Genomic DNA, 26,081 nt, shown 5'->3' with positions numbered 1-26,081 from the left:
GACCTCGTCCGCGGCGCCATCGGAGCCGTCGTCCTCGTCGACACCCGCCGCCTCGCCGACTGCTTCCCCGCCCTCGACTACTTCGAGAACAGCGGACTCCCCTTCGTCGTCGCCCTCAACGGCTTCGACGGACACCAGCCCCACACCGCCGACGAAGTCCGCGAAGCCCTCCAACTCGGCGCCGACACCCCCGTCATCACCCTCGACGCCCGCCGCCGCGACAGCGCCAAAAGCGCCCTCATCACCCTCGTCGAACACGCCCTCCTCGCGCGACTGCGATGACCGCGCGGCCCTGCGGCCCACGGGACCTCGTACGGAGTCCGGTGGGCCGCGGGCAGAACGGGCGCTGACAGCCCGGGGCTCCGGCCGACTACTCGGTGGGCTCCAACCCGGCCCGGACCAGGCCGTAGGTGTACGCGTCCTCCAGCGCCAGCCAGGAGGCCGCGACCACGTTGTCGGCCACGCCCACGGTCGACCAGGTGGTGGTGCCGTCGGTGGACTCGATCAGCACCCGGGTCTTGGACCCGGTGCCGTGCTGGCCCTCCAGGATGCGCACCTTGTAGTCCACCAGCTCGAAGGTGGCCAGCGGCGGGTAGATCCCCTCCAGCGCGGTGCGCAGCGCCTGGTCCAGCGCGTTCACCGGGCCGTTGCCCTCGCCCACGGCGATCCGCCGCTCGCCCTTGGCCCACAGCTTGACGGTCGCCTCGTTGCCCGAGACACCCTGCGGGCCCTGCTCGCTGATGGTCCGCCAGGACTCCAGCCGGTAGAAGCGGTCCCGGCTGCCGCGCACCTCGTCTCGCAGCAGCAGCTCGAAGGAGGCGTCGGCGGACTCGTAGGTGTAGCCGAGGTTCTCCTGCTCCTTCACCTTGGCCACCACCCGGCCGGCCAGGTCCCGGTCGGTGGAGAGGTCGTAGCCCAGTTCCTTGCCCTTGAGCTCCACGGAGGCCCGGCCGGCCATGTCGGAGACCAGCATCCGCATGGTGTTGCCGACCTGCTCCGGGTCGATGTGCTGGTACAGGTCCGGGTCGATCTTGATCGCGGAGGCGTGCAGGCCCGCCTTGTGGGCGAAGGCCGAGTAGCCGACGTACGGCTGGTGGGTGGAGGGGGTGAGGTTGACCAGCTCGGCGATCGCGTGCGAGATCCGGGTCATCTCGGCCAGCCGGCCCTCGGGCAGGACCCGGCGGTCGTACTTGATCTCCAGCGCGCCGACCACCGGGAACAGGTTGGCGTTGCCGACCCGCTCGCCGTAGCCGTTGGCGGTGCACTGCACGTGGGTCGCGCCGGCGTCCACCGCGGCGAGGGTGTTGGCGACCGCGCAGCCGGTGTCGTCCTGGGCGTGGATGCCGAGCCGGGCGTCGGGCCGGTAGGTGCGGCAGTGGGCGAGCACGTCGGCGACGATCTCCCGGACGCCGGCCGGCAGCATCCCGCCGTTGGTGTCGCAGAGCACCACCACGTCCGCCCCGGCCTCGTGCGCGGTGCGGACCACCGCGAGGGCGTACTCGCGGTTGGCCCGGTAGCCGTCGAAGAAGTGCTCGCAGTCGATGAACACCCGGCGGCCGCGGGAGCGCAGGAACTCGACGCTGTCCCGGACCATCTCCAGGTTCTCGTCCAGCGTGGTGCGCAGTGCCAGCTCCACGTGCCGGTCGTGCGACTTGGCGACCAGGGTGACGACGGGGGCGCCGGAGTTGACGAGGGCGGCGAGCTGCGGGTCGTCCGCGGCCCTGCCGCCGGCCCGCCGGGTGGCGCCGAAGGCGACCAGCTGGGCGTGGGCCAACTCCAGCTCGGCGGCGGCGCGGGCGAAGAACTCGGTGTCGCGCGGGTTGGCCCCGGGCCAGCCGCCCTCGATGAAGCCGACCCCGAACTCGTCCAGGTGCCGGGCGATGGCCAGCTTGTCCGCCACCGTCAGGTTGATGCCCTCGCGCTGGGCGCCGTCGCGCAGCGTGGTGTCGAACACGTGGAAACTGTCGTCGGTACGGCTGACCTCGGTCATGACCCCTGGTTCTCCGTTCGGGGAGGTTCGTACTGCTCTGGCCGGATTCCGGTCCGGCTCCACTGTCCAGGATCGCGCGCGCTGCCCCGGTGTCCCCGAGCCCTTCGTGGGGGCTCCCGGCCGGTCCGGGGGTGTGCTCGATGGGGCGGTGCCCAAAAAGCGAAAAGACCCCTCGCGGGTGCGAGAGGTCTGCGCGCGGGTCTGGACGCTCGTGGTCGCTCCGCGGAGGGTCCTGCGGAAGCGGTCACTGCGGACCGGCGCGCCTGCTGCTAATCATCAGCGAAAGCGAGGACACGTCGGCAGTCTGGCACAGGGCCCGGGATCCGGCCCGCCCGTCTCGCGATGCGGAACGGGCGGGCCAGGGGGGCCGGGCGGCGTGCGGGCCGCTCAGGCGATCTTGTGCATCCAGTTGTGGGTGTCGGGGCTCTGGCCGCCCTGGATCGCCAGCAGCGCCTTGCGCAGCTCCATGGTGATCGGGCCGGGCTCGCCGGTGCCGACGGTCCAGTCGGCGGCGGCGGACTTCACCGAGCCGACCGGGGTGATCACGGCGGCGGTGCCGCAGGCGAAGACCTCGGTGAGGGTGCCGTCGGCGTTGGCCTGCTGCCACTCGTCGGTGGAGATCCTGCGCTCCTCGCCGGCGTAGCCGAGGTCGGCGGCGAGCTGCAGCAGCGAGTCACGGGTGATGCCGGGCAGCAGGGCCCCGGACAGCTCCGGGGTGACGATCTTCGCGTCCTTGCCCTCGCCGAAGACGAAGTACAGGTTCATGCCGCCCATCTCCTCGACCCACCGGTGCTCGGCGGCGTCGAGCCAGACCACCTGGTCGCAGCCCTTCTCGGCGGCCTGGGCCTGGGCGACCAGCGAGGCCGCGTAGTTGCCCGCGCACTTGGCGGCGCCGGTGCCGCCGGGCGCGGCCCGGACGTACTCCTTGGACAGCCAGACCGAGACCGGCTTGATGCCGCCCGGGAAGTAGGCGCCGGCCGGCGAGGCGATGATCATGAAGAGGTAGGAGTTCGCCGGGCGGACCCCCAGGCCGACCTCGGTGGCGAACATGAACGGCCGCAGGTACAGGCTCTGCTCCGGCTCGTTCGGCACCCACCCCTGGTCCTGCTGGACGAGCAGCTCGACGGCCTCGACGAAGGTCTCGACCGGCAGCTCCGGCATCGCCAGGCGGCGGGCGGAGGCCTGGAAGCGGGCGGCGTTGGCCTCCGGGCGGAAGGTCGCGACGGAGCCGTCGGCCTGGCGGTAGGCCTTCAGACCCTCGAAGATCGCCTGGCCGTAGTGCAGCGTCATGTTCGCCGGGTCGATCTCCAGCGGCGCGTACGGCGCCAGCTGGGCGTCGTGCCAGCCCACGCCCTCCGTCCAGCGGACGGTGACCATGTGGTCGGTGAAGACCCGGCCGAAGCCGGGGTTGGCCAGCCGGGCCTCCCGCTCCGCTACGGGCAGCGGGTGGGCGGAGGGCTTGAGATCGAACGTGATGGGCGCCTGGGTGGGCGTGCTCATGGCTGTTTCCTTCACCGTGGGGTTGGTCCGGGCCGCCACCGCCGGCGGTGCGTTCCGGCGATCGAACGCCGGAATGAACGCACAGCGGCACGGCCCACTGTCGATACTCGCATCCAGAGGGCCGTGCCGAACAGCTGTCCGCTCCTTTGAGAGCTGCAAGCTGCGGTTATGCGGTCCGGCCCACCTGGCCGGAAACCTTGTCGGATCCGGCCGCCCGGCCGGAATCCCGCTGTCGGATCCGGCCCGCTACCCGGATACTCGGCCGACGAGCGCGTCGCCGACCTGCGAGGTGCTGCGGGCGCCGGAGCGCGCGGTCAGGTCCGCCGCGACGGCGGCCTCGACCCGGGCGGCCTCGGCGGCGAAGCCGAGGTGCTCCAGCAGCATGGCGACCGACAGCACGGTGGCGGTCGGGTCGGCCTTGCCCTGGCCGGCGATGTCCGGCGCCGAACCGTGCACCGGTTCGAACATCGACGGGAACTCGCCGCCCGGGTTGATGTTGCCGCTCGCGGCCAGGCCGATCCCGCCGGTGACGGCCGCGGCCAGGTCGGTCAGGATGTCGCCGAACAGGTTGTCGGTGACGATGACGTCGAAGCGCTCCGGCTGGGTGACGAAGAAGATCGTCGCCGCGTCGACGTGCAGGTAGTCGGTGGTGACCTCGGGGAACTCCTCGCCGACCGCGGCGAAGATCCGCGTCCACAGGTGCCCGGCGTGCACCAGCACGTTGTTCTTGTGCACCAGGGTGAGCTTCTTGCGCGGCCGCGCCTGCGCCCGGCGGTAGGCGTCGCGCACCACGCGCTCGATGCCGTACGCGGTGTTCAGGCTGACCTCGGTGGCCACCTCCTGCGGCGTCCCGGTGCGCAGCGAGCCGCCGTTGCCGACGTACGGACCCTCGGTGCCCTCGCGGACGACCACGAAGTCGATCTCCGGCTCGCCCGCCAGCGGCGACTTCACCCCGGGGAAGAGGCGGCCCGGCCGCAGGTTGATGTGGTGGTCGAAGGCGAACCGCAGCTTGAGCAGCAGCCCCCGCTCCAGCACCCCCGACGGCACGCTCGGGTCGCCGATGGCGCCCAGCAGGATCGCGTCGTGCGACTTCAGCTCCGCCAGCACGTCGTCCGGCAGCGTCTCCCCCGTCCGGTGGTAGCGCCGGGCCCCGAGGTCGTACTCGGTGGTCTCCAGCTTCACGTCGGAGGGAAGCACGGCGGCGAGGACCTTGAGGCCTTCGGCCACCACTTCCTGGCCGATGCCGTCACCCGGGACGACTGCGAGACGAATGGTGCGAGACATGCTCGGACCCTACTCCGCCGTCCCAGGGGCTGACACCTGGCGTCCACGATCCGGACAGGGTCAGGTCAGGTCGATCTCGACCGGGAACGGCTGATCGACCTTCAACTGCTTGTGGTGGATCCCGGTCGGGAAGTACCGCGTGGATGCCGGCTCAAGCTCGTCCTCTACCGTGTAGCCACCAGCAGGAGGCCGAATCCAGTCGGGGTACGGCGCGATGCTCATGGTTCCTCCCATACGGGCATCCTGATGGCCCTCTCAGGCTACTCGGCAGCGCCTCCTCTGACGCCACTCCTTCGATGGAGCGCGTGCGTCGAATTCCGCGCCGGGGGCGCGCTTAGGGTGGCGAGATCCGGGGTCATCGGCAGAACGGGGCGCGTGGGTGAGGGCCGAGCGGCGGCGGGAGGTGCTGGTCTGCGGGGGTGCGGCGGGGCTGGCGACGGGCGGGTACGCGGTGGCGGCGGGGCTGCGGGGGCGGTGGCCCGCCGGGGCGGACGCGGTCGCCGTCCCGTACCACGCCCACCTGTGGGACCTGCTGCACGGGCAGGCCGCCGGGGACCTGTTGTTCGACTGGAACAGCGGGTACGGCGTCCCGTTCCTGGCGGACTTCTTCGCCTATCTGATGAACCCGTTCTCCTGGCTCGCCGCGCTGCTGCCCCGCGACCGGGGCGAACTCGCCGTCTTCCTGGTCACTCTCGCCACCATCGGCCTCGGCACCGCCCTGATGGCCCGGCTGCTCGGCCGCGTCCACCCCGGCCCGCGCCGGCTGCGGGCGCTCGCCGCCGTCGGGTACGGGCTGTGCGCCTGGGTGCTGGACGTCGGCGGGGCCGCGCCGATGTGGCTCTGGGGCCTGGTCTCGCTGCCGCTGCTCGGCCTCGCCGCCGACTGGTGCCTGCACGAGCGGCGCTGGGTGGCCGGCTCGCTGTGCGTCGCCGTCGCCTGGGCCGGCAACCTGTACACCGCCGCCCTGGCCACCCTGGTCGCCGGACTCCTGTTCGCCGTCCGGCTGTTGGCCACCCCGCGGCCGTTCCGCCACCGGGTCCGGGCCACCGGCCGGGCCGTCACCGCGGTGACCGCCGGGGTGCTGCTCGCCGCCCCGGTGCTGTTCGTGGCGGTCAGGGCCGCGCGGGGCGCCCAGCCGGAGTCCCCGGTGCAGCCGCTCGGCCCGTCCGGCGTCGGCGGCCACCTCGCCCAGTTGCTGCCCGCCACCCACGGCGGGTCGGCGCTGCCGGACGTGGCGATCGGCCTGTTCGGGCTGCTGCTGGTGTGCGGGCTGCCGTTCAACCGGCGGGTGCGGGTCCGGGAGCGGGCGGTGTGGTGCGCGGCGCTGGCGCTGGTGGTGCTGGGCTTCGTCTGGACGCCGACCGTCCTGGTCTGGCACGGCCTGGCGATTCCGGCGGGCGGGCCGTACCGGGTGGCCTTCGTGCTCAGCGGGCTGCTGGTGCTGGCCGGCTGGGTGTCGTTGGCGCACCGGCCGGACGCCCGCACGCTGCTGGGCGGCGCCGCCGTGGTCGCGGTGGTCGCCGGGCTGGCGGCGGGCCGACATGCGGTGCGGCCCGCGACCTGGGTGCTGCTGACCGTCGGCGGCGCCGTCCTGTTCGCCGCGCTGTGGATCCTGGACCGCCGGCACGCCGACCGGCGGGCGAACGCCGTCGCGACCTGGGTGGTCGGCGCCGTGGTGCTCGGCAACGCCGTCTGGTCCGGGTACTCGGCGCTCGGCGCGGCGCCCTCCGACGGGGTGCGTCCGGCGGCGGTGCGGGCCGGCCACGCGGCGGTCCGCGGGGCCGACGACTGGCCGCGCGGCCGCAGCGACCCCGGCCCGCACGCCTTCACCGCGAACGACCCACTGCTGCTGAACGGTCAGGGCGGCGGCTACTTCAGCAGTTACCTGCCGACCGTCACGGCCCTGCTGCTGCACGACCTCGGCGCGGGCTGGACGGCCGGCGGCCGGCAGACCGCGAGCGTCGCCGACCCGGTCGGGCAGTCCCTGTTCGGCGTCCGCGCGCACCTGGCGGACGGGCCGCCGCCGTACGGCTTCGCTCCCGGCCGGGCGGCCGCGCCGCCGCTGGTCACCGTGCTGCCGCCGGGTGCCCGGCCGGACACCTCCTCGGTCTGGTCGCGGCAGGATTCGCTGCTCGGCAGCCAGGTGTACGACGCCCCGCTTCCCGTCCCGGCCGGCGGGCCCGCGCCCACCCTGCACGGCACGAGCGGCTGGTCGGTGCCGCCCGGCGGGGAGGGCACCGTCCTCACCGCCGCCTGCACGCCCGGCTCGACGGCGTACTTCCACGGCGTCTGGTACCGCGGCACGGTCAGCGGCCTCGGCACCGCCTACCGCAGCGACGGCGAGCAGCCCACGACGGCGGTGGCGATCCACCGGCTGGGCACCGTCCCGGCGGACGGCGTGGTCCGGGTGACGCTGCGGTCCGACACGGTGAGCCAGGTCCCCGCCCGGCCGATCGGCTGCCTGCGGGCGGACGCCCTGGACGCCGCCGTGGCCCGTCTCTCCGCCACCGGCGCCACTTGGGTCGAGGCCGGCGGGCACAGCCTCGCGGCGGCCCTCCCGGCGGGCTCCACCGGTACCGCGCTGCTCTCCGTCTCCGCCGCCGAGGGCTGGACCTGCGCCGTCGACGGCGGCCGGTACACCGCCCCCACCTCGGTGCTGGGCATGATCGGTGTCCCGCTCGGCCCGGGTGCGTCCCGCGTCGCCTGCGCCTTCCGGCCGCCCGGCCTCACCGAGGGCCTGACCGTCGCCTCCGCGGCCGCCGCCGCCCTCGTCCTGGTCGCCGCCTTCGCCTTCCTCGCCCGTCGCCGCCCCGCGCACACGTCCCGCCGCGACCGCCGCCGGTCCGCCGCCCAGAGGTCGGCCGAAGGGTCGGCCTGAGCCTGCGGCCGGGCGTGGCGGTACGCGAAGGGCGGCCCGCGGTGGTCGCCGGGCCGCCCTCCTGCACGCCGCGGGGGTCAGGGCAGGGTCACCACCTGGGCCCGCCGCTCGCCCGGGTTCAGGTGGTGCAGCAGCAGCACCTTGGAGGTGTCACCGGCGGCGCGGTGCACGGCGAGGACGCTGCCGGGCCCGACGGGGGCCAGCACCGCCGGGGGCCCGGTGAGGCCGGCCCGGGCGGCGAGGGCCGGGTGTAGGACGTCCAGCGGGACGGCCGGGCGGGTGCCGTGCAGGCCGATGGCGGAGTAGGCCTCGGCCACGTCCGGGGTGCCGGGGGCGGGGGTGCCGGTCCAGACGCCGTAGTGGACGGTGCTCTGCCCCGGCCGGACGCCGGGCAGGGCGCTCAGCCGGACGGGCAGGACGAGCACGTCGCTGTCCAGCAGCGCGGTGTCGGTGTCGCCCCAGCGGGCGTTCAGCGGCTGGACGTCGAGTTCGGCGCCGGTCCGGGCGTCGAGGGCGCGGGAGACCAGGACGTCGCTGCCGCGCAGCCGGTCGGCCTCGAGGATGACGTCGGTGGTGCCGTCCCCGTCGGTGTCCAGCGAGACGCGCACGCCGAACAGCCCGACCGGGCTCGCGGCGGGGGCCCACAGCTGCGCGCCGACGTACAGCAGGTCGGGGTCGACGGCCGCGCCGACCGCCCGCAGGTCGGCGGACCGCTCACCGGGGTGCTCGACGCAGACGTCCTGCGCCGGGTCGCCGCCCTCCCCCGCGCCCTCGGGCCGGATGCCCGCGCCCGGTCCGACGGCGGCCCCGCTGCCAGCCGGGCAGTCGGCCCAGCGGGCGCCTTCGCCGCCGAGGGCGAGGGCGGTGACCAGTCCGGGTGTCGCGCCGGGCGCGGCGCTGCCGCCGAGTGTGACGAGCGTGCCGTCCCGCGCGGTGCGGGCGGTGGCCGTCGCCGCGAGGCCGCTCGCGGGCCGCGGGGCGGCGAACACCGGGATCCGCAGCTGCGGCAGGGTGTCGTCCGCGGCCGGGGTGAGGAGCACCCGCCCGGAGAGTTCGCCCCGGTAGCTGCGTGCCTTGCCGCCCTGCTCGGTGTCGATGGTCGGGTCGGGCGCGCGCCCCAGCCCGCCCGGGACGGACAGCGTCACCCGGACCCGCGCGGTGCCGCCCGCGGGGACGTCGACCCGGGCCGGGGACACCTCGTACGCGGCTCCCGGCAGTTCGGTGGCCGCCGCGTAGCCGGTGCGGTAGGCCAGCGGCGCGGCGGAGAGGTTTCGGACCTCGATGTCCCGTCCGAGTGCCGTCGGCCCGTCGACCTCGACCGGTCCGAAGGAGACTCCGACGGCGCCCTCCTCGGCGCCGTCCCCCGCCGCGTAGGCGACGGCGGGCGTGCGCACCGCCCGGTCGACCCGGACTCGCCCGGCCCCGGTGCGCTCGGGCCCGTAGACCGGCCCGCCGTGGTCGTCGCCGAGGTAGGTGTCCGCGGTGGTGTTCATCAGCGCGGCCTTGAGCTGTTCGACCGGCCAGTCCGGGTGCGCGGCGCGGACCAGTGCGGCGAGCCCGGCGACGTGCGGGGTGGCCATCGAGGTGCCGCTCTCGCGCTGGCCGCCGGCGCCGCTGCCGACCAGCGCGGACCAGATGCTCTCGCCGGGGGCCGCGAGGTCGGGCTTGACCACCCCGGGCACGCCGAGGCCACGCGAGGTGAAGTCGGTGAGGGTGTCGGCCCGGGCCGGCTGGTCCTGCGCGACCGAGCCGTGCAGCGGGTTGCCGGGCGCGGCGAGCCGGACCCGTACCGGCCCGGCGGCCGTGGCCTGCCGCAGCCGCTCGCCGTCGGCGTGGGCCAACAGCGCGGCCGGGATGCGGTCGTCGCCCGCGATCTCGGCGAGGTGGTCGGTGTCGGCGGTGTAGAGCGCGCCGATCGCGCCGGCGTCGGCGGCGTGGTCGGCGCGCGGGCCGGAGTTGCAGGCCCGGTCGGCCTCGGCGGTCTTCCAGGCGAGTACGGCGATCCGGCCGGCCAGTCGCTGCCGGTCGGCCTCGCTGAAGGCGGTGCAGCCGTCCGACTGGTCGGCGGGCAGGGCTAGTTCGCCGTTGACGTCGGCGGTGGACCAGCCCTGGTAGCGCTCGCTCCAGTGCGCCGGGACGACGCCGGCGAGGTCGGCGGGGGCGAGCACGGTGAGGCCGTCGACGTCGGCGTGCCCGTGGACGGAGGCGGCGACGGTGATCGCCCGGGCGGCGGTGCCGGGGCTGCCGCCGATGCCGTACACGTCGCCGTCGTTGCCCGCGGCCGCGACCACGACGGTGCCGAGCGCGGTGAGCCGGTCGACGGCCAGCGCGTCGGTGTCGTCGGGGCTGCCGAAGCGGCTGCCGAGGGAGAGGTTGACGACGTCCAGCCGGTCGCCGAGGTCGCCGTCGCCGTTCGGGTCGGCGGCGAGGTCGAGGGCCTGGGCGAGCCGGTCGGTGGAGCCGTCGCAGCCGAACACCCGGATCGCGTACAGCTGGGCGCCGGGGGCCGCGCCGGGGCCGACCCTGAAGGCGGCCGGGTCCAGCCCGGGCCCGTACGGGCCGGTGTACGGGTGGCCGTCGGCGGTGACGCCGTACCCGGCCGCGGTCCCGGCGACGTGGGTGCCGTGTCCGTTGCGCACGCAGTCGAGCGGGTTGTCGCCGGGGTGCGGCACGGGCTGGTGGTGCGGGGAGCTCGGGTCGGGGTCGTAGTCGTCGCCGACCAGGTCCTTGCCGCCGACGACCTTGGCGTTGGGGAACAGTGCGGGCGGCGCCGGCTTGCCGCGCTCGACGGAGCGGAAGGCCTCCTCGGTGCCGGGGCCGCCGAAGTCGGCGTGGGTGTAGTCGATGCCGCTGTCGATGATCCCGATCCGCACGCCCTTGCCGGTGTTGCCGTCGGGCGCGGGGCCGTCGGCCCAGACCTGCGGGGCGCCGGTCAGCGGGACGGAGTGGGCGTTGTCCCGCCGCTTGTTGACGATCGGGTGGACGGCCCGGACGCCGGGCAGTGCCCGCAGGGCGGGCAGCCGGTCGGCGGGCGCGCTGACGGCGAGGCCGGTGAGCAGGGTGCGGGTGCGGTAGAGCTCGCGGGCGGCGGGGGCCGCCCGCCGGACGGCTCCGGCGAGCCGGTCGAGCGCGTCGCCGGTGCGGGCCCGCTGGGCGGCGCCGGCCTGCGCGGCTTCCCGGCGGACGGCCTCCGGGGAGCGTTGGGCCCGGCGGGCCCCGTCGGCGGCGCGCTGCCAGGCGGGGCCGGCCGCCTCGGTGGTGAGTTCGAGCAGGACGGAGGCGGTTCGGCCGGCCCCTGGCGGCCCTGCGGCGGGCGGCCCTTCGGCGGGGCGGCCGCCTGCCGCCGGGGCGGCGGCGAGGGCGACGCTCCCGGCCAGCAGGGTCAGGGTGAGGCCGATCCGGGCGATGGGTCGGCGGACGGGTGGCAGGCGCACTGGGCCCTCTCCCCCGGCAGGGGGGACTGATCCGCACTCCGTGTCGCTGGCGCCCGCCCGCGCGGACGCCGATCACCCTTCCGGGGGCCCCAAATTAGGATGATCGCGCCGACGGGGGCGAGCAACTTCCCTCGGACGGACCGCGGTTGCACTCTACGGAGTGACACACCGTCAGCCCGTTCGGAGCAGTAGCCCGATGAACGCCACCCGCGGCGCCGCTCAGCGGTGACGGCCAGAGATGGCCGCTCAGCGGTGGCCGGTCACGCCGCCGTTGTCCCGGCGGTCCAGCGCGCGCTGCAGGGCATCGGCCGCGAAGGGGTTCCGCTCGGCGGCCCGGCGGCGGCGCGGGGCGCGGACGGGGGCGGCGGAGGGAGTGGGGGTGGCGTGGCGGTCGGCGGTGGAGGGCATACCTGGCTCCTTGGAAGCGGCGCTGCGGCACAGCGCGGGAGGGAGAAGGAGGTGCCGTGTGCGGCGTGCCCCCGAGGGGGCGGCGGTGCGCGGCGGGTGCGCGCGGGGCAGGGGTCGCCCGCCCGTGACGGCGCACGCACACACGGGCCGCGCGCCCTGGCTACAGGGGCGGCTCACCGTGTGGCTCTTCCACGGTACGACCAGGCCCGGATCGTGTCTGCACGAATACTCGGATTTCCTACTATCTGAGACGGGAGCCTCCCCTGGGAACGCAGCGGGGCCCGGACCGCCGTTGGAACGGCGGTCCGGGCCCCGCGGGGCGTCAGTCTCAGCCCAGGTCGACCGACCGCGCGAAGTGGGCGCCGATCTCGGCGGCGATCACGGTCAGCACCTCGGCCGGGATCTCGCTGTCCACGGTGATGGAGGCCAGCGCGCTGCCGCCGTCCCGCGCGACCTGCATGCCGGCGATGTTGATGCCCGCGTCGCCGAGGTGGCGGCCGAGCACGCCGACCACGCCGGGGCGGTCCTCGTACTTGAAGAAGGCCATGTGGTCGGTGAGCGCCACGTCCACGTCGAAGGCGTCCACGCCGACGATCTTCTGGATCTGCTTGGGGCCGGCCAGCGTGCCGGAGATGGCGATCTCCTCGCCGTTGCCGAGCGTGCCGCGCACGGTGATCACGTTGCGGTGCTCGGGGCTCTCACTGGAGGTGGTCAGGCGGACCTCGACGCCGCGCTCCTGGGCGAACAGCGGGGCGTTGACGTAGGACACCGTCTCCGCCACGACGTCCTCGAACACGCCCTTCAGGGCGGACAGTTCGAGCACCTTCACGTCGTGCTGGGTGATCTCGCCGCGGACCTCGACGTCGAGCCGGACGGCGACCTCGCCGGCCAGCGCGGTGAAGATCCGGCCGAGCTTCTCGGCCAGCGGCAGGCCCGGGCGGACGTCCTCGGCGATCACGCCGCCCTGGACGTTCACGGCGTCCGGCACCAGTTCGCCGGCCAGCGCGAGGCGCACCGACTTCGCGACCGCGATGCCGGCCTTCTCCTGCGCCTCGTCGGTGGAGGCGCCCAGGTGCGGGGTGGCGACCACGTTGTCGAAGGCGAACAGCGGGGAGTCGGTGCACGGCTCCTTGGCGTACACGTCCAGGCCGGCGCCGGCCACCCGGCCCTCGCGCAGGGCGCTCGCGAGCGCCTCCTCGTCGACGATGCCGCCGCGGGCGGCGTTCACGATGCGCACGGTCGGCTTGACCTTGTGCAGCGCCTCGTCGCCGATCAGGCCGATGGTCTCGGGGGTCTTGGGGAGGTGGACAGTGATGAAGTCCGCGACCTCCAGCAGCTCCTCCAGGGAGACCAGCTTGACGCCCATCTGGGCGGCGCGGGCGGCCTGGATGTAGGGGTCGTACGCGACGATCTTCATCCCGAACGCGGACATCCGCTGGGCGACCAGGACGCCGATCCGGCCGAGGCCGACGACGCCGAGGGTCTTCTCGCTCAGCTCGACGCCGGTGTACTTGTTGCGCTTCCACTCGCCCTGCTTGAGCGCGGCGTTGGCCGGCGCGATGTTGCGGGCGACGGAGATCAGCAGGCCGCAGGCGAGTTCGGCGGCGGTGACGATGTTGGAGGTCGGCGCGTTGACGACCATCACGCCGGCCTTGGTGGCGGCGGCCACGTCCACGTTGTCCAGGCCGACGCCGGCCCGGGCGACCACCTTGAGCTTGCGGGCGGCGGCCAGCGCCTCGGCGTCGACCTTGGTGGCGGAGCGGACCAGGATCGCGTCGACGTCGGCGATCGCGGTCAGCAGCTCGTTGCGGTCGGCGCCGTTGCAGTGGCGGATCTCGAAGTCGGGGCCGAGGGCGTCGACGGTGGCGGGCGACAGCTCTTCGGCAATCAGTACGACGCCGGTTTTCACAGTGGTCGCAGTGCTCACGACAGTGTTGTCCTTAACTGTCCGGTTCCCCCGGCACGTAGGTGGCGTGGAAGGGCGGGGGAAGGTGGCATGCCGCGTAGGTAGACGCACGACGCTGTGGGCCTGACGCGCACTCGGAAGTGTATCGACGGGCTGGGTGCCAGGCTGCTCCCGTCCGGCGAAATCACCCGGACGAGAGCAGCCTACTTGTACAAGGGAGTTACCGGACCGAGCCGACGGGGAAGGGGGTCAGGCCTTCTCGTTGACCCAGCTCATCAGCGAGCGCAGCTTCTTGCCGGTGGTCTCCAGCAGGTGGTCCTCGTCGGCCTTCTTGTACTCGTTGTACTTGGGCAGGCCGGCCTTGTACTCGGCGATCCAGGTGTTGGCGAAGGTGCCGTCCTGGATCTCGGTGAGGACCTTCTTCATCTCGGCCTTGGTGTCGGCGGTGATGATCCGCGGGCCGGTGACGTAGTCACCCCACTCGGCGGTCTCGGAGACCGACCAGCGCATCTTCTCCAGGCCGCCCTCGTACATCAGGTCGACGATCAGCTTCAGCTCGTGCAGGCACTCGAAGTAGGCGATCTCCGGCTGGTAGCCGGCCTCGACCAGGGTCTCGAACCCGGCCTTCACCAGGGCGGCGGTGCCACCGCAGAGGACGGCCTGCTCACCGAACAGGTCGGTCTCGGTCTCCTCGGTGAAGGTGGTCTTGATGACGCCGGCCTTGGTGGCGCCCAGGCCCTTGGCGTACGACAGCGCCAGGGCGAAGGCGTTGCCGGTGGCGTCCTGCTCGACGGCGACGATCGCGGGGACGCCGCGGCCCTCCTCGTACTGGCGGCGGACCAGGTGGCCCGGGCCCTTCGGGGCGACCATGCAGACGTCGACGTCCGCCGGGGGCTTGATGAAGCCGAAGCGGATGTTCAGGCCGTGGCCGAAGAACAGGGCGTCGCCGGCCTTCAGGTGCGGGGCGATGTCGGCCTCGTACACGTCGGCCTGGATCGGGTCCGGGACCAGGATCATGATGACGTCGGCCTCGGCCGCCGCCTCGGCCGGGGTGACGACGCGCAGGCCCGCCTCCTCCGCCTTGGCGCGGGACTTCGACTCCGGCTTCAGGCCGACCCGGACGTCGGCGCCGGAGTCGCGCAGGGACAGCGCGTGGGCGTGGCCCTGGCTGCCGTAGCCGATGACCGCGACCTTGCGGCCCTGGATGATGGACAGGTCGGCGTCGTCTTCGTAGAACAGCTCGGCCACGGGGGCACATCTCCTTGCGTGATGGGTGCCGGGTACGCGGTGACTACCGTATGCGCACCCGACGGGGGTGTGGGTCTTCGCTTCAGAAGGTGAGACGGTCGTCGTCTCGCGCGGGCTACGCGCTGCGGTCGAGGGCGCGCAGCGACCGGTCCGTGATCGAACGGGCGCCGCGGCCGATGGCGACCAGGCCGGACTGGACCAACTCCTTGATGCCGTAAGGCTCCAGCATCCGGAGCATGGCCTCCAGCTTGTCCGAGCTGCCGGTGGCCTCGATGGTCACCGCTTCCGGCGACACGTCCACGGTCTTGGCGCGGAACAGCTGGACGATCTCGACGATCTGCGACCGGGTCTCGTTGTCGGCGCGGACCTTCACCAGGACCAGTTCCCGCTGGATCGCAGCGGCCTGGTCGAGTTCGACGATCTTTATCACGTTCACGAGCTTGTTGAGCTGCTTGGTGACCTGTTCCAGCGGGAGGTCCTCGACGTTGACCACGATCGTCATCCGGGACACGTCCGGGTGCTCGGTCGGGCCGACCGCGAGGGAGTCGATGTTGAAGCCCCGACGGGAGAACAGCGAGGCGATACGGGCGAGCACGCCGGGCTTGTTCTCGACCAGGACGGAGAGGGTGTGCTTGGACATGTGGTTCCTCAGTCGATCCGGGTTGGCAGGGGCTGTCACTCGGAGTCGTCGCCGAAGTCGGGGCGCACGCCCTTGGCGAACTGGATCTCGTCGTTGCTGGTCCCGGCCGCGACCATCGGCCAGACCATGGCGTCCTGGTGGACGATGAAGTCGATGACGACGGGGCGGTCGTTGATCTCCATCGCCTGCTGGATGACCGCGTCCAGGTCCTCGGGGCGCTCGCAGCGCAGGCCGACGCAGCCCATCGCCTCGGACAGCAGGACGAAGTCGGGGATCCGGGTGCCCTGGGCCGGCGGCTCGATGCCGTCGTGGTCCGGGCCGGCGTGCAGCACGGTGTTGGAGTAGCGCTGGTTGTAGAACAGCGTCTGCCACTGCCGGACCATGCCCAGCGAGCCGTTGTTGATGACCGCGACCTTGATCGGGATGTCGTTCAGGGCGCAGGTGACCAGCTCCTGGTTGGTCATCTGGAAGCAGCCGTCGCCGTCGATGGCCCAGACCGGGGTCTCCGGGCGGCCGGCCTTGGCGCCCATCGCCGCGGGGACGGCGTAGCCCATGGTCCCGGCGCCGCCGGAGTTGAGCCAGGTGCCGGGCTTCTCGAACCGGATGAACTGCGAGCTCCACATCTGGTGCTGGCCCACGCCCGCGGCGTAGATCGCCTCGGGGCCGACCAGCCGGCCGATCCGCTCGATGACCTGCTGCGGCGAGAGCTGGCCGTTCGGGGCCGGCTCGTAGCCGATCGGGTACGTCTTCTTCCACTCGTCGAGCTTCTCCCACCACTCGGCGTAGTCGCCCTTGTGGCCGGCGTCGAACTCGGCCTGGACGGCGACGATCAGGTCGGCGAGCACCTCGCGGGCGTCGCCCACGATCGGCACGTCCGCCGGGCGGTTCTTGCCGATCTCGGCCGGGTCGATGTCGGCGTGGACGATCTTGGCGTACGGGGCGAAGCCGTCCAGCTTGCCGGTGACCCGGTCGTCGAAGCGGGCGCCGAGGGTGAACAGCAGGTCGGCCTTCTGCAGGGCGGTGACGGCCGGGACGGAGCCGTGCATGCCGGGCATGCCCAGGTGCTGGGGGTGGCTGTCCGGGAAGGCGCCGAGCGCCATCAGGGTGGTGACCACCGGGGCGCCGGTCAGCTCGGCGAGGATCCGCAGCTCGGCGGTGGCCTGCGCCTTGATCACGCCGCCGCCGACGTACAGCACCGGGCGCTTGGCGCCGACCAGCAGCTTCGCGGCCTCGCGGATCTGCTTGGCGTGCGGCTTGGTGACCGGGCGGTAGCCGGGCAGTGCGGTCTCGACCGGCCAGCGGAAGGTGGTGGTCGCCTGCAGCGCGTCCTTGGCGATGTCGACCAGGACCGGGCCGGGGCGGCCGGTGGCGGCGATGTGGAAGGCCTCGGCGATCACCCGGGGGATCTCCGACGGGTCGGTGACCAGGTAGTTGTGCTTGGTGATCGGCATCGTGATGCCGCAGATGTCCGCCTCCTGGAAGGCGTCGGTGCCGATCGCCTTGGAGGAGACCTGGCCGGTGATCGCGACGATCGGCACGGAGTCCATGTAGGCGTCGGCGATCGGGGTGACCAGGTTGGTCGCGCCCGGGCCGGAGGTGGCCATGCAGACCCCGACCCGGCCGGTGGCCTGGGCGTAGCCGGTGGCGGCGTGGCCGGCGCCCTGCTCGTGCCGGACCAGGATGTGGCGCACCTTGGCGGAGTCCATCAGCGGGTCGTACGCGGGAAGGATGGCCCCGCCCGGAATGCCGAACACGGTGTCCGCGCCGACGGCCTCCAGGGAGCGGATGAGCGACTGGGCGCCGGTCATGGTCTCGACGACGTGCTGGGGAGCGGGAGCGTTGGCGGCCGGGTTGTCCCCGCGGCGGGGGGATGCGGCGTGCTCGGTCATCTGCCTGTCTCTTCTCGGGTTTTGCCGACCTGGTACTGCGGGCCCCGTGCTGCGAGGTGGGGTCCCGGTCCGGGCCGATCGCCGGCTCTGCCTCCATCGTCCCGCTCGATCCGACAAGTCGGACGTTCTGGGGCGGTGAGGCCAGGGGTCTTGCGGGGTGGAACAGCGTCAGTGCAACAAAAAACCCCTCGTGCCCAAGGGCATGCGAGGGGTGGCGCGTCGGTCTGTCACGAGCAGGGCTTGTGTGCCCTGTCAGCCGACGCGCCCGCCAAGTACGAGAATTCGGGTGCGCATGGCAACGACCATCCTCCCGTCCGGGGTGGCGTGTCAAGCAGGTGGGACGACCGTCTCGCCATGCGGACCTCCGCCCGGACCGCCGGCGGCACGGTGTTCGGGCAGGTCAGAGCCGCTGTGGTGACGTACGACACGTCCCGGCGCGGCGTCCGTCCGGCCACTCGTCCGGGCGTCCGGGGCCGGGTACGCGCGGCGGGCGGCGAGCGCGCCGAGCGGCGTCGGCAGCGGGTAGCCGCGGCGGGCCAGCGCCCGGCGCAGCCGGGGCTCGTCCAGCGGCGGGGCGAAGGCGGAGCCCTGGGCCTGTCCGCAGTCGAGTTCCTGCAGTGCGGCGACCTGCCGGGGCAGGTCCACCCCCTCGGCGGCGGTGGCCATCCCGAGGTCGCGGCCGAGCCGCAGGGCGTGCCCGGCGAGCGTGCGGGCGAGCGAGGACTCGCCGAGGTCCTGGACGAGCGTGCGGTCCAGCTTGAGGCCGTCGAGGGGCAGCCGGGCGAGGGCGCCGAGCGAGCCGCCGCCGGCGCCGTAGCCGGCCAGCCAGACGCCGACGCCGAGGCGGCGCAACGCGGCCAGTCGGCGGCCGAGTTCGTCGGCGAGCGCGTCCGGCCCCGTCCGGGCCACCTCGATCACCAGCTCGCCGGCCGGCAGTCCGCTGTCGCGCAGCGCGGCGGCCACCGTCTCGTACAGGCCGGGCGAGCAGAGCCGCTCGACGGAGAGCCGCACGGCCACCGGGACGGGCTGCGGCACGCCGCGGCTGCGGCCGACCGTGCCGCGCCGGTCGACGGCCGCGGCGACGGCCTCGCGGACCAGCCAGCGGGAGAACCGGGTGGCCGCGTCGCCGTGCTCGGCGGAGCGCAGGAACTCGGCCGGGGTGAGCAGCAGGCCGCCCGCCGAGCGCCAGCGGGGCTGCGCCTCGACGCCGGTGACGGCGCCGCTGGCGAGGTCCACGACGGGCTGGTGGAGCAGGGTGAAGCCGCCCTCCCGGACGGCGAGTCTCAGCCGTTCCTCCAGTTCGGTGCGGCGCTCCAGGTCGGCCCGCATGGCGGGGGTGTAGAGCACCACCCGGCCCTTGCCCTCGGACTTGGCCCGGTACATCGCGAGGTCGGCGTTGCGCATCAGTTCGTCGGCGGCGGCCCTGGGGTCGGCGGCGGGGCCGCGTTCGGGGGTGCCGAAGGCGATGCCGATGCTGGCGGCGACGCTGAGTTCGGCGCCGCTGATCCAGTACGGCGCGGAGAGCGCGATGCGCAGCCGCTCGGCCAGTTCCTGGACCTGGAGGCGGCCGAGCGGTCCGCAGACCAGTGCGGCGAACTCGTCGCCACCGAACCGGGCGACGGTGTCCCCGGAGCGGACGGCGCCCTGCAGCCGGCGGGCGGCCTGCACCAGCAGTTCGTCGCCGACCTGGTGCCCGGCGCTGTCGTTGACCGCCTTGAAGCCGTCCAGGTCGAGGAAGAGCACCGCGATCCCGGCGCCGGTCCCGCCCTGCTGGCCGCGAGCGCCGAGGGCGCCCCGCAGCCGCTGGGTGAACAGCGCCCGGTTGGGCAGGTCGGTGAGCGGGTCGTGGAAGGCGTTGTGCTGCAACTGGGCCTGGAGCATGACGCGTTCGGTGACGTCGCGGCTGTTCAGCAGCAGGCCGTCGCGGTGCCGGCTGACCGTGGACTCGACGTGCAGCCACTCGCCGCCGCCCGAGCTGATCCGGCACTCCACCCGGGCCGAGGGCTCGGCGGTGCCCGGGACGCGGTGGGCGGTGAGCCGGACCCTGGCGAGGTAGCGGCGGACCTCGGAGAGCACCCGGTCCACGTCCTCGGGGTGGACGAGGTCCAGCAGGTTGCCGCCGACCAGCTCCTCCGGATCCCGCCCGTAGACGCCGAGCGCGGCCGGGGAGACGTAGGACAGCACGCCGTTGGCGCCGGCGATCATGATGACGTCGCTGGAGCCCTGCACCAGGGAGCGGAAGTGCGCCTCCTTGTGGGCGAGTTCCTGGGCCAGCGACAGGTTGTCGAGCAGCATCACGCCCTGTCTGAGGATCAGTGCCAGCCCGACGGTGCAGGCGGCCGCGGCCACCACGCGGTCCAACGCGCGCCCGCCGAGGGCGTTGTAGAGGATGCCGGCGGTGCAGACCGCGGCGGCCGCGTACGGGGTGAGCGCGCTGAAGGTGGTGGCCACCCGGCGGCGCGGCAGGCCCCCGGCCGAGGGGTGCTCGCGCAGCGGGCGGCGCCGGCGCGGTGACCACGGGGCCCAGGCCAGCAGCAGGCTGCCGGAGAACCAGCCGGCGTCCAGCAGTTCGCCCGAGTGGTAGCTGTTGCGCAACTCCGGGGAGGTGAACAGGGCGTCGCACAGCACGGTGACGGCGAGCGCCAGCATCGCGGTGTGCACGGCCGCCCGGTTGCCGTCCCGGCCGCCGAAGCGCAGCCCGACGACCAGGCTGACCAGCAGGATGTCCAGCACCGGGTAGCCCAGGTTGAGGGCCAGGCGCAGCGGGGAGCCGTCCTCGCCGGCCGCGATCCGGCCGAGTGCCAGGCTCCAGCTGAGGGTGAACAGCGAGCCGGCGATCAGCCAGCCGTCGAGCAGCAGGCAGAGCCAGCCGGCCGCCGAGCGCGGGCGCTGGGCGAGCACCAGGACGCCGGTGATGGCGAGCGGGGCGAACAGCAGGAAGGCGTACTCGGCTAGCGAGTCCTGCGGCAGCGGGGTGCGCAGGACCAGTTCGTACCAGCCCCAGGTGCCGTTGCCGAAGGCGACCATCAGTGAGGAGAGGCCGAACAGCAGCCAGGCCGGGCGGGTGTGGCCGCCGGCCGTGCAGCCGTACACCAGGCAGGACAGCGCGGCCGCGAGGGCTGCTGCGGCCAGGCCGAAGTCGCCCATGAAGATGGACAGTTGGCGGGATCCCCAGCCGGTGGCGGCGCCCGTGGCGTAGGCCACGCAGAGTGCGCCCAGGGCGAGGCCGGGCACGGTGCGGCTCTCCTCGAGCGGGCCCCGCCGGCCGGTGTCGGCGGGCGCGGGCAGGTCGGTGGCGGTCGTGTCGGTGGCGGACGTGTCGGCGGGCGGTGCGCCCGGGCGTCCGGCTCCGGGCAGCACCGTTTCGGTGGAGCTCACTCGGCCTCTCCCCCTCCAGCCCGGGGCCTCGCGCCCCGGCCACGGGCCACCGGTCGCGTACCTCTTGGCCGTACGCGGGGGCCTGGTGCCCCGTCAGGACGGCGGCCCAGGGGGTGGGCGGCCTTCCGGCCGCCGCACCGCACCGATGCTCCCGAACTGGACCCTACACCAATTCCGTCACTCAATGACACGCACATTCAACTTAGAGTAATGGCGGAAGGGTGGGGGAATGCCCCCGATTCCGACGGATCGGCCCGGTTGGCGGCGGCGCGCGGACAGGGGCTCACGCGGCGCGCACGGGAGCACGCGGCGGCGCCCCCGCCGCCGGGCGCCGCGTCGACGGCGGTCCGGGCCCGGCGGCGGGGGCGGGTTCAGCGGCCTGACAGGGCCTGATCGTCCGGGAACAGCCGCAGTCGGTGCGCCAGCGCGGCCGCCTCGCCCCGGCCGGCGACCGCGAGCTTGCCCAGGATGTTGGAGACGTGCACGCTTGCGGTCTTCGGAGAGATGTACAGCTCCTCCGCGATCTGCCGGTTCGTCCAGCCGCGCGTGAGCAGCCGGAGCACGTCGCGCTCACGGGGGGTGAGGTTGAAGGAGTCCCCGGCGGCCGCGGCCGGCGCCTCCTCGACGGCCGCCCGCTCACGGGGGGCGAGGTTCACCCCGGCCCGCTCGGCCAGGCCCGTGATCTGCGCCAGTAGCGGCCGGTCGTCCCGTACGGCCGCCAGTTCGACCGCCTCGCGCAGCAGTTCGGCCGCGCCCTCGCGCCGCCCGGCCCGCACCTCCGCCTCGCCGGCCCGCAGCAGGGCGAGCGCCAGCGGGTACGGCAGGCAGGTGGGGCGCAGCGCCTCGACCGCGGCGGCCCACTGCGCGGGGGTGTCGGCGCCCCCGGCCCGGGCCAGTTCGGCCTCCAGCAGCCGGGCCCAGCCGTGGTGCAGCGGCGCCCGGGGCCGCAGCCCGGCGGCCGCCGCGGCGATCGCGGCCAGCGCCCCGGCCCGGCCCGCCTCGGCCTCCGGCAGGCCGCGGCTGTCCGCCTCCGCCGCGGCGGCCTCGACCAGCAGCGGGTAGACGTCGGACTCGTGGCTCAGCCGCCCGTCCTCGGCGAGCGCGGCGAGCAGTTCGGCCCGGGCCTCCAGCGGCCGTCCGCCGACCGCGGCGAGCCGCACCGCGAGCCGGCTGATCGGCACGCTGTGCTGGACCTGGCCGACCCGGTTGGCCGACCGGGCCCGCGCCAGCATGGTCGCCGCGCCGGGCAGGTCCCCCTTGAACAGGGCGAGTTCGCCCCGCATCCGGTCCAGGAACTCGGCGTGGGTGCCGCTCAGGCTGATCAGCTCGCAGGCGGCGAGCACCTCCTCGGCCTCCCGGACCCGCCCGAGGTCGGTCAGCGCCTCGACCAGGTTGCCGGTCAGGATGGTGCCGATGTTGCGCAGCAGGCCGCTGCCGTCGGCGAACTCCAGGCCCTCGCGGGCCAGCTTCACCGCGTCCTCGGCCCGGCCCAGCCCGCGCTGCAGGCTGGACAGGTTGTTGATGCCGCGCAGCAGCAGGTCGGGCACGCCCAGCCGGCGGGCCCGCTCGACCGCGCCGGCCAGCTCGGCCAGCCCGCCCTCCGCGTCGCCCTGCACGTCGTAGCGCAGGCCGCCGAGGGTCATCCGGGCGTGCACCTCGACGGAGTGCGCGCCGACCTGCTGGGCGATCCGGATCGCCCGCTCGGCGAGTTCGAGGTGCTCGGGCCCGGGCTTCTTGAGCATCGCCGAGCCGGCGCCGAGCGCGAGCACCTCGGCCTGGACGGCGGACGGCGGCAGGTGCTCCACCAGCCGCAGCGCGTGGTTGATCTCCTCCTCGTCCCCGGAGCGGCGCAGACTGCCCAGCATCCGGGCCCGGTTGATCCGGAACCAGGCCGCGCGCACCGGGTGCACCGTCTCGTCGACCAGCCGCAGCCCGCGCTTGGCCAGGCTCAGCCCGCGCTCGCGGTCGCCGCAGCGCCGGGCCGCCACCACCGCTTCGGCCAGCACGTCCTCCAGCTGGATCCGGTCGCAGTCCTCGTCGGCGGCCTGGTGGTCGCAGGCGCCGGGCGGGTAGGTCTCGGCCCAGTCGTACGGGCGCAGGGTGTGCGCCAGCACGTCCTCGGTGACCATGTCCCACAGCTCCAGGGCCCGCTCCAGCATGCCCAGCTGCTCGGCGAAGGCGTTGCGGCGGCGGGCCGCCCGGGCGGCGTCCAGGGCCGTCGGCAGGGCGCGGGCCGGGTCGTGCGCGTGGTACCAGTAGTTGGCCAGCCGGGCGGGCAGCGCGTCGCCGGGGACCAGCTGCGGCTGCGCCTCCACGGCGAGCGCGAACTTGCGGTTGATCCGGTGCCGTTCGCCGGGCAGCAGGTCGTCCGAGACCGCCTCGCGGACCAGCGCGTGCCGGAACCGGTAGCCCTCGCCCTCGGAGTCCGGGCGCAGGATGTTGGCGCCGACGGCCGCCCGCAGCGCCTCGATCAGCGCCTCCTCGTCGTCGTCCAGGACGGCGGCCAGCAGGGCGTGTTCGACGTGCGAGCCGCCCTCGGCGGCGATCCGCACGACCCGCTGGGCCTCCTCGTCCAGGCCTTCGACCCGCACCAGCAGGATGTCCCGCAGCGAGTCGGTCAGCCCGGCGCCGCAGCCATCGTCGAAGGCGGTGGCCAGCTCCTCGACGAAGAAGGGGTTCCCCTCCGAACGGCGGTGGATCCGGTCCACCAGCTGGCGTTCGGGGACGGCGGTGCCGAGGATGCCGGCCAGCTGGGCGGCCACCTCGCGGCGGTCGAACCGCGCGAGTTCCAACCGCTGGACGGTGCGCAGCCGGTCGAGCTCGGCGAGGAAGGGGCGCAGCGGGTGCCGGCGGTGCAGGTCGTCGCTGCGGTAGGTGGCGACCAGCAGCACCCGGGAGCGGTGCAGGGTGCGCACCAGGAAGGCGAGCAGCTCGCGGGTGGAGCGGTCGGACCAGTGCAGGTCCTCGACGGCGAGGACGAGGGTACGGTCCGCGCCGAGCCGTTCGAACAGCCTCGCGGTGTGCTCGAACAGCCGGGCCCGGCTGTACTCGTCGTTCGGTTCGCCGTCCGCCTCGCCCAACTCGGAGAGCAGCCGGGACAGATGGCCCTCACTGCCGGCCGCGGCGGCCTCCAGTTCGGCGCCCAGCGAGCGGTGCAGCCGGCGCAGCGCGGTGGCCAGCGGCGCGTACGGCAGGCCTTCGGCCCCGACCTCCAGACAGCTGCCGAGCGAGGTGACCGCTCCCCGGTCGGCGGCGCGCTGCAGGAACTCCTCCAGCAGGCGGGTCTTGCCGACGCCGGCCTCCCCGCCGATCAGGATGGCCTGCGGGCTGCCGGTGCCCGCCCGGCGCAGCGCGTCGGTCAGTTCGGTGATCTCGCTGCCACGGCCGACGAAGACGGGGCTGACCGATATCTGCTGCATGGAGGCGAGCATGCCATAGCCGGTGGTGACCGGCCGAGAGGATATCTCCCCGGGCGAACGCCCGGAGGGGGAGACGCTGACTCGCAGCGTCTCCCCCTCCGGAACTCCGTCGGCACCGTCCTGGTGCCGCACCGTCAGCATTCGGTCTGACGGACGGGCCGCCGCTGGAAGCGGGCCGCCACCGGACGGCGCTGCAGGCGGCGCGCCGCCTTGGCCTCGCGCACCAGGCGCTCGTGCTCGGCGCGGGCGACGAGCTCGTGGGCCTGTTGCTGGAAGGTCTGGTACTCGATCATTTCGGTTCCCCCTGCGGGTCTCACTGCGTTTCCCTGTCGAGTAAGACTTTCCTCTCCCAGTGGGGGGTGCGGCATCGGGAGCGTGCCCGATCTTTCGGGGTCCGGATGCCTTAGATCGGGCTCCGGAAAAGGTTTGAGGCCCGGCCCCACCCCAATACGGGGGCGAGACCGGGCCTTAGACCTTACTTAGAGGGCCTTAGACGCCTTAGACGCCTTAGGAAGACAGGCTCGGCGGCCTGTACGCCCTCGGAAGAGCCCCGCTCAGGCGGAAACGCCCAGCCGCTCCAGGATCTGCCTACTGTCCTTCCACGCCCAGCCGCTCCAGGATCAGGTCCTTCACGCGGGCGGCGTCGGCCTGGCCGCGGGTGGCCTTCATGACCGCGCCGACCAGCGCGCCCACCGCGGCGACCTTGCCGTCGCGGATCTTGGCGGCGATCGCCTCGTTCCCGGCGATGGCCTGGTCGACGGCGGCGCCGAGCGCCGAGTCGTCCGAGACCACGGCCAGGCCGCGCTTCTCGACGATCTCGTCCGGCTCGCCCTCGCCGGCCAGGACGCCCTCGATGACCTGGCGGGCCAGCTTGTCGTTCAGCTTGCCCTCGGCGACCAGCGCGGCGACCCGGGCGACCTGCGCCGGGGTGATCGGCTGCTCGATCAGCTCGGTGCCGGTCTCGTTGGCGCGGCGGGACAGCTCGCCCAGCCACCACTTGCGGGCCTGGTCGGCCGGGGCGCCGGCCGCGATGGTCTCCTGGATCGGCTCCACCGCACCGGCGTTGAGGACGGCCTGCATGTCCTTGTCGGTGAGGCCCCACTCGGCCTGCAGCCGGGCGCGGCGCACCCGCGGCAGTTCGGGCAGGGCGGAGCGCAGTTCCTCGACCCACGCGCGGGCGGGGGCCACCGGCACCAGGTCCGGCTCGGGGAAGTAGCGGTAGTCCTCGGCGTTGTCCTTGATCCGGCCCGAGGTGGTGGTGCCGTTGTCCTCGTGGAAGTGGCGGGTCTCCTGGACGATGGTGCCGCCGTCGCCGAGCACGGTGGCGTGCCGCTGGACCTCGAACCGGGCGGCCCGCTCCACGCTGCGCAGCGAGTTGACGTTCTTCGTCTCCGAGCGGGTGCCGAACTTCTCGGTGCCGTTCGGACGCAGCGACAGGTTGACGTCGCAGCGCATCTGGCCCTTGTCCATCCGGGCCTCGGAGACGCCCAGCGAGCGGATCACCTCGCGCAGCTCGGCGACGTACGCCTTGGCGACCTCGGGGGCGCGGGCGCCGGCGCCGACGATCGGCTTGGTGACGATCTCGATCAGCGGGATGCCGGCCCGGTTGTAGTCGAGCAGCGAGTGGGTGGCGCCGTGGATGCGGCCGGTGGCCCCGCCGACGTGGCTGGACTTGCCGGTGTCCTCCTCCATGTGGGCGCGCTCGATCTCCACGCGGAAGGTCGAACCGTCCTCCAGCTGCACGTCGAGGTAGCCGTTGAAGGCGATCGGCTCGTCGTACTGCGAGGTCTGGAAGTTCTTGGGCATGTCCGGGTAGAAGTAGTTCTTCCGCGCGAACCGGCACCACTCGGCGATGTCGCAGTTCAGCGCGAGGCCGATCTTGACGGCCGACTCGACGCCGACCGCGTTGACCACCGGCAGCGAACCCGGCAGGCCCAGGCAGGTCGGGCAGGTCTGGCTGTTCGGCTCGGCGCCCAGTTCGGTCGAGCAACCGCAGAACATCTTGGTCTTGGTACCGAGCTCGACGTGGACCTCAAGGCCCATCACCGGGTCGTACGACGCGAGAGCGTCCTCGTAGGAGACCAGGTTCATGACGCTCACAGCGTCC

At 73.8% G+C, this 26,081-nt stretch carries 16 protein-coding genes; 2 read left to right on the top strand and 14 right to left on the bottom strand.

All coding sequences use genetic code 11. The features are described 5' to 3' along the window. Positions 1–282: ATP/GTP-binding protein (locus AC0B61_RS24640; protein ID WP_471742900.1), on the top strand; the 282-nt coding region annotated here is incomplete at its 5' end. An 88-nt stretch (positions 283–370) separates the two neighbouring features. Here AC0B61_RS24640 and cimA read toward each other — a convergent pair. The 4 genes from cimA to AC0B61_RS24620 all read right to left on the bottom strand — a co-directional run bounded on the left by cimA (position 371) and on the right by AC0B61_RS24620 (position 4,996). Beyond that, positions 371–1,990: a citramalate synthase gene (gene cimA, locus AC0B61_RS24635; protein WP_471742899.1), complete on the bottom strand. Its 1,620-nt coding sequence runs from the start codon at positions 1,988–1,990 to the stop codon at positions 371–373. A gap of 387 nt (positions 1,991–2,377) precedes the next feature. Further along, positions 2,378–3,490 carry a branched-chain amino acid aminotransferase gene (locus AC0B61_RS24630; RefSeq protein ID WP_471742898.1) on the bottom strand — a complete coding sequence of 371 codons (1,113 nt, stop codon included), beginning with the start codon at positions 3,488–3,490 and terminating at the stop codon, positions 2,378–2,380. 246 nt (positions 3,491–3,736) lie between these two features. Next, entirely contained in the window at positions 3,737–4,774 is a 1,038-nt protein-coding gene (locus AC0B61_RS24625) for a 3-isopropylmalate dehydrogenase (RefSeq protein ID WP_471742897.1), read from the bottom strand. A gap of 60 nt (positions 4,775–4,834) precedes the next feature. Next, positions 4,835–4,996, bottom strand: coding sequence for a hypothetical protein (locus tag AC0B61_RS24620; RefSeq protein ID WP_471742896.1), 162 nt, complete (start codon positions 4,994–4,996; stop codon positions 4,835–4,837). A gap of 157 nt (positions 4,997–5,153) precedes the next feature. Here AC0B61_RS24620 and AC0B61_RS24615 point away from each other — a divergent pair, with 157 nt between their 5' ends. Then, positions 5,154–7,652 carry a YfhO family protein gene (locus AC0B61_RS24615; RefSeq protein ID WP_471742895.1) on the top strand — a complete coding sequence of 833 codons (2,499 nt, stop codon included), beginning with the start codon at positions 5,154–5,156 and terminating at the stop codon, positions 7,650–7,652. A gap of 77 nt (positions 7,653–7,729) precedes the next feature. Here AC0B61_RS24615 and AC0B61_RS24610 read toward each other — a convergent pair whose 3' ends face one another. The 10 genes from AC0B61_RS24610 to gatB form a co-directional block, all read right to left on the bottom strand. After that, complete coding sequence (locus AC0B61_RS24610) at positions 7,730–11,086, bottom strand: S8 family peptidase (RefSeq protein ID WP_471742894.1); 3,357 nt, start codon at positions 11,084–11,086, stop codon at positions 7,730–7,732. A 246-nt stretch (positions 11,087–11,332) separates the two neighbouring features. Then, on the bottom strand, positions 11,333–11,494 hold the full coding sequence (locus AC0B61_RS24605) for a hypothetical protein (protein WP_471742893.1): 162 nt from the start codon (positions 11,492–11,494) through the stop codon (positions 11,333–11,335). 328 nt (positions 11,495–11,822) lie between these two features. Then, complete coding sequence (serA, locus tag AC0B61_RS24600; RefSeq protein WP_471742909.1) at positions 11,823–13,403, bottom strand: phosphoglycerate dehydrogenase; 1,581 nt, start codon at positions 13,401–13,403, stop codon at positions 11,823–11,825. A 246-nt stretch (positions 13,404–13,649) separates the two neighbouring features. Beyond that, positions 13,650–14,648 (bottom strand): ketol-acid reductoisomerase, encoded by a 999-nt coding sequence (ilvC, locus tag AC0B61_RS24595; RefSeq protein WP_471742892.1) that lies wholly within the window; start codon positions 14,646–14,648, stop codon positions 13,650–13,652. A gap of 115 nt (positions 14,649–14,763) precedes the next feature. Continuing rightward, positions 14,764–15,288, bottom strand: a complete 525-nt coding sequence (ilvN, locus tag AC0B61_RS24590) for an acetolactate synthase small subunit (RefSeq protein ID WP_030057405.1) — start codon at positions 15,286–15,288, stop codon at positions 14,764–14,766. A gap of 35 nt (positions 15,289–15,323) precedes the next feature. Continuing rightward, positions 15,324–17,177, bottom strand: coding sequence for an acetolactate synthase large subunit (locus AC0B61_RS24585; protein ID WP_471742891.1), 1,854 nt, complete (start codon positions 17,175–17,177; stop codon positions 15,324–15,326). Between the two features lie 327 nt (positions 17,178–17,504). Next, a complete protein-coding gene (locus AC0B61_RS24580; protein ID WP_471742908.1) occupies positions 17,505–20,411 on the bottom strand; it encodes a putative bifunctional diguanylate cyclase/phosphodiesterase in 2,907 nt (968 codons plus the stop codon). A gap of 515 nt (positions 20,412–20,926) precedes the next feature. Then, complete coding sequence (locus tag AC0B61_RS24575) at positions 20,927–23,974, bottom strand: helix-turn-helix transcriptional regulator (RefSeq protein ID WP_471742890.1); 3,048 nt, start codon at positions 23,972–23,974, stop codon at positions 20,927–20,929. 134 nt (positions 23,975–24,108) lie between these two features. Continuing rightward, on the bottom strand, positions 24,109–24,267 hold the full coding sequence (locus tag AC0B61_RS24570; RefSeq protein ID WP_471742889.1) for a hypothetical protein: 159 nt from the start codon (positions 24,265–24,267) through the stop codon (positions 24,109–24,111). 295 nt (positions 24,268–24,562) lie between these two features. After that, the gene (gatB, locus tag AC0B61_RS24565; RefSeq protein ID WP_471742888.1) at positions 24,563–26,074 is read right to left on the bottom strand and encodes an Asp-tRNA(Asn)/Glu-tRNA(Gln) amidotransferase subunit GatB; all 1,512 of its coding nucleotides are present in this window, start codon (positions 26,072–26,074) and stop codon (positions 24,563–24,565) included. Positions 26,075–26,081 lie beyond the last annotated feature (7 nt).

The sequence above is a fragment of the Kitasatospora sp. NPDC023385 genome, from assembly GCF_055664045.1.
The sequence above is the reverse complement of the archived record's forward strand: the minus strand, read 5'-3'. Positions and strand labels throughout refer to the sequence as shown.

What these genes read in the sequence shown, in the direction of transcription:
- AC0B61_RS24625 (WP_471742897.1), bottom strand. Translation starts at nt 4,774, where the DNA reads ATGTCTCGCACCATTCGTCTCGCAGTCGTCCCGGGTGACGGCATCGGC.
- AC0B61_RS24585 (WP_471742891.1), bottom strand. Translation starts at nt 17,177, where the DNA reads ATGACCGAGCACGCCGCATCCCCCCGCCGCGGGGACAACCCGGCCGCC.
- AC0B61_RS24605 (WP_471742893.1), bottom strand. Translation starts at nt 11,494, where the DNA reads ATGCCCTCCACCGCCGACCGCCACGCCACCCCCACTCCCTCCGCCGCC.
- AC0B61_RS24630 (WP_471742898.1), bottom strand. Translation starts at nt 3,490, where the DNA reads ATGAGCACGCCCACCCAGGCGCCCATCACGTTCGATCTCAAGCCCTCC.
- AC0B61_RS24575 (WP_471742890.1), bottom strand. Translation starts at nt 23,974, where the DNA reads ATGCAGCAGATATCGGTCAGCCCCGTCTTCGTCGGCCGTGGCAGCGAG.
- AC0B61_RS24620 (WP_471742896.1), bottom strand. Translation starts at nt 4,996, where the DNA reads ATGAGCATCGCGCCGTACCCCGACTGGATTCGGCCTCCTGCTGGTGGC.
- ilvN (WP_030057405.1), bottom strand. Translation starts at nt 15,288, where the DNA reads ATGTCCAAGCACACCCTCTCCGTCCTGGTCGAGAACAAGCCCGGCGTG.
- cimA (WP_471742899.1), bottom strand. Translation starts at nt 1,990, where the DNA reads ATGACCGAGGTCAGCCGTACCGACGACAGTTTCCACGTGTTCGACACC.
- AC0B61_RS24570 (WP_471742889.1), bottom strand. Translation starts at nt 24,267, where the DNA reads ATGATCGAGTACCAGACCTTCCAGCAACAGGCCCACGAGCTCGTCGCC.